Origin of the sequence: Dietzia sp. SLG310A2-38A2 (assembly GCF_014145095.1) — a bacterium.
GTDB lineage: Bacteria > Actinomycetota > Actinomycetes > Mycobacteriales > Mycobacteriaceae > Dietzia.
On record NZ_JAALDX010000310.1, the window covers coordinates 1 to 3,368 of the forward strand.

The 3,368-nt window shown below is 68.9% G+C and carries 4 protein-coding genes and 1 pseudogene; all 5 read right to left on the reverse strand.

Annotated features, from left to right (window positions below; translation table 11 throughout):
• Positions 1–419 (reverse strand): annotated as a pseudogene (locus G6027_RS11465) (hypothetical protein); the annotation flags it as partial.
• Positions 416–1,438, reverse strand: a complete 1,023-nt coding sequence (gene rsmH / locus G6027_RS11470; protein ID WP_182637300.1) for a 16S rRNA (cytosine(1402)-N(4))-methyltransferase RsmH — start codon at positions 1,436–1,438, stop codon at positions 416–418. The pseudogene G6027_RS11465 and the gene rsmH, both read right to left, overlap by 4 nt.
• A 176-nt stretch (positions 1,439–1,614) precedes the next feature.
• Positions 1,615–2,091, reverse strand: coding sequence for a division/cell wall cluster transcriptional repressor MraZ (locus G6027_RS11475; RefSeq protein WP_182637301.1), 477 nt, complete (start codon positions 2,089–2,091; stop codon positions 1,615–1,617).
• Positions 2,092–2,485: 394 nt separating this feature from the next.
• Positions 2,486–2,896, reverse strand: coding sequence for a DUF3040 domain-containing protein (locus G6027_RS11480; protein WP_182637302.1), 411 nt, complete (start codon positions 2,894–2,896; stop codon positions 2,486–2,488).
• Positions 2,897–3,072: 176 nt separating this feature from the next.
• Positions 3,073–3,368: SAV_6107 family HEPN domain-containing protein (locus tag G6027_RS19350; RefSeq protein WP_182637303.1), on the reverse strand; the 296-nt coding region annotated here is incomplete at its 5' end.

Sequence of the window (3,368 nt, forward strand, 5' to 3'; positions counted from 1 at the left end):
ACCCCGACCATCCCGAGCTTCTCGGCGCGCTGCGCCAGCACCTCCGCCGACCGGGCGCGCTCGTTGGACGCCTGGAGCGCCTCCATGCGTTCGACGAGCTCGACGTTGGCGTCCCGCGCGTTCTTGAGGTTGTAGGTGTCCTGCGTGGTCTGCGCGGACAGCAGGAGTGTGCCGCCCACGCCGGTTCCGATGAGGAGGAGCATGACGACGACGAAGGGGATCCGCCCCGCCAGCTCGGCAGGACTGAGCCGTTCCGCGGGAACGACCACCGTCCGCCGACCCCGGACCGAGCGGGTGACCGGCTTCCGGCGCAGGCCCACGACCCCGGCGCCAGTGGTCGGCCCGGCGCCCTCGGCGGTGGATCCGCGCCGGGTATCGAGTCCGTCGGCGGGGTCCGAGGTGTCGATGGTGCTCGTCATGGGGTTCTCCCGTCGATACGCCGGACGCATCGCACCCGGACCGAGGCCGAGCGCGGGTTGTGATCGATCTCGGCCTGTGATGCCTTCTCCGCCCCGCGGGTGACGGCCTCGAACTCCGGTCCGTGACCGGGAAGTTCCACCGGCAGTCCGGCCGGGGTGCGCGAGGCGGTCCGGGTGGTCAGTTCCCGCTTGACGATCTTGTCCTCCAGCGAGTGATACGCCATGAACACCGCCCGCCCGTCACCCCTCAGCAGGTCGAGGTACCCGGGGACCGCGTTCTCCACCGCCTCGAGTTCGGCGTTGACCTCGATGCGCAGAGCCTGGAAGACGCGCTTGCCGGGGTGCCCACCGGTGCGGCGTGCGCCCTGAGGGATCGTGTCGTAGAGCAGTTCGACGAGCTGAGCGCTGGAGACGACCGGATCGGTCTCGCGGCGACGCACGATCGCGGAGGCGATCTGCCGTGCGAACCGCTCCTCGCCGTAGACGCGGAAGATCCTGGCGAGGTCATCTCGCGGGTAGTCCGCCAGGATGTCTGCGGCGGTCGGGCCCGTGGTGGGGTCCATCCTCATGTCCAGCGGCGAATCGACCGAGTACGCGAATCCGCGCTCGGCCACGTCGAGCTGCATCGAGGAGACCCCGAAGTCGAGCAGGACGCCGTCGATCGCCGGGCCGGCCTCGTCCCTCGCGTCTGCGGGGAGGCTGTCCACGATCAGGTCGAAGTCGTCGAAACGGGCGTGCACGGGAGTGAACCGGTCCCGGTAGGCCGTGAGTCTGCGGGTGGCGATCTCGAGGGCTTCCGGGTCGCGGTCCACGCCGACCACCCTCAGGTCGTCGAATTCGGCGAGGAGGTGCGAGGTGTGCCCGCCCAGGCCCAACGTGCCGTCCACGATCACCGGGCTGCGGCCCTCTGCGGCCGCGGCGTCGACGATCGGCCGGAAGAGATCGAGGGTGCGGTCGAGAAAGACGGGGATGTGACCGGACCGGGCCGCCGCACGGTCGGAGTCGGGCTCTTCCGCCATGTCGCCTCCCTCGCGTCCGGATGTCGTCGGTGCTCCGGTTGTGGTGGAGCCCCCTGGTCCCCGTCCGGTACCCACCTGGCGTTGGGGAAGTACGTCAGGGTGGTGCCGGGCAGGGGCCGGGGGGCTCCGTCCGTCGTGCTGTCGTGCTGCCGTAGTGCGGTCTCGTCCCGGGCGGATCAGAACTCGATCCCCAGGGAGGTGCCCTCCATCTCGGAGAACACGGGGAGGTTCTCCGCGCTGTAGCGGTCCCAGGCCTCTGCGTCCCAGACCTCGAGACGCTCTCCGAGACCGTTGACCACGCAGTCCTTGCCGAGGCCCGCGTAGTTCCGCTGACTCGCCGGGATGGAGACCCGCCCCTGCGAATCGAGTTGTTGGACCTCCGCGCCGCTCACCAGGAGCCGGAAGAACGCCATGTGCCTCTCACTGAGGTTGGCGGTCGGCCGGACCTTTCTGACCAGCGCGTCGAACTCGCGTTCCGGGAAGACCGAGAGCGTGTTGGTGAACCACCCACACACGACCACCCCGTCTGCCAGACCAGGCCTGAATCTTGCGGGGATCGTCAGTCGCCCCTTGTCGTCGAGCTTGGGACGGTGTGTCCCGTACCCGACGAAGGCTCGTTCACGCTCGGAGTCGGTGGGGTTGGTGTCGGTCACCCGCCACCTCCTGGGTTCAGGCCCCTTCGAGCTCCTCGCGTCCCCCACTGTACCCCACAACGCCCCACAAACAAGGCCTGCGCCCCACTTCTCCCCACCGTCTCGCATCTTTGCAGTTCAGAACCGCTAGATGCACCGTGGAGCAGCGAGAGGACCAGCAAGAATCACGCCCGACACAACGAAATTTCGGCGTTCTGCTGTGGCTGTTGTGACTAAGTCACACGCACGAGGCAATTGAGGGATGTCGGGTGGGGCAAAGTGGAGACCCAGGGGGGCGTGTGGTGGGGCGTGTGGTGGGGCGCGCCGCTGCCGAGGTCCGCAGCGCCCCGAAATGGGCGGGAGGGGCGAGCGCAGATGCGCTCGCCCCTCCCGGGACGTGGTCAGTCTCTGACGTCTATTGCTCGAAGCGCCGGCGGAAGCGATCCTCCATACGAGAGGAGTAGCTCTGACCCTCGGTCCCCTTGGTGGACGCCTTGCCCGCACCCGGCACCCGGGCTCCGCCGGCGGAACCGGTCGACGACGATCCCTTGGACGGCGCCGAACGCAGGGCCAACACACCCGCTGCGAACATCACGAGGAAACCGACAAGACTGAGGACGGGAAACCCGCCCGGTTTGAAGTCGAGTGCCAGCCCGCCAACGAGAAGCGCGACCCCCACGACACCGAGGATCACCACCATCCCGGCGGGACGTCGACCACCGGACCCTCCGGTCTTTCGAACAGACGACGCGAACTTGGGGTCGTCGGCGTAGAGCGCATTCTCGATCTCGTCGAGCATGCGCTGCTCGTGCTCGGACAGGGGCACTTCGACCTCCTTAGAACGCTCGCGGTTACGAGCTCGGCCGGCTCGGCCGTGTGACGTCGACCGTCTACGGGGATCAGCCGGTCAAGGGTTCCCCCCATCATACGAGCGCAACGCGGTGGTGACCACCGGGATTCCGTGTATGCCCCGGAAGCCCGGTCCGCGCGTCCTGCCCGGCCTCACGCCGCCGGACCCAGAACTCCCAGCCGCTCGTCCACCAGGTCCAGGAAACGACCGACAGCCCAGAGGAAGTCGTCTGCCATGCGGGGTGTGACAGTACGGGGAAGCCCGTCCTCCACGGCGGCGGCGAGGGCCGAGTACCCGCCGAACGCGGAAGCCCATTCCGCCAGTTCGGGAACCTCTGCGGCGAGCCGGTGCCACACGTCGGACGGGCCTCGTCGACGCGGCCCCGGGGACAGGAGCGCCGCCGCCGCCGAACGCGCCGCCCGGTACGACTCGAGAAACCGGTCGGCGG

Coding starts and splice junctions, on each gene's coding strand:
- rsmH (WP_182637300.1), bottom strand. CDS start 1,438: ATGGCGGAAGAGCCCGACTCCGACCGTGCGGCGGCCCGGTCCGGTCAC.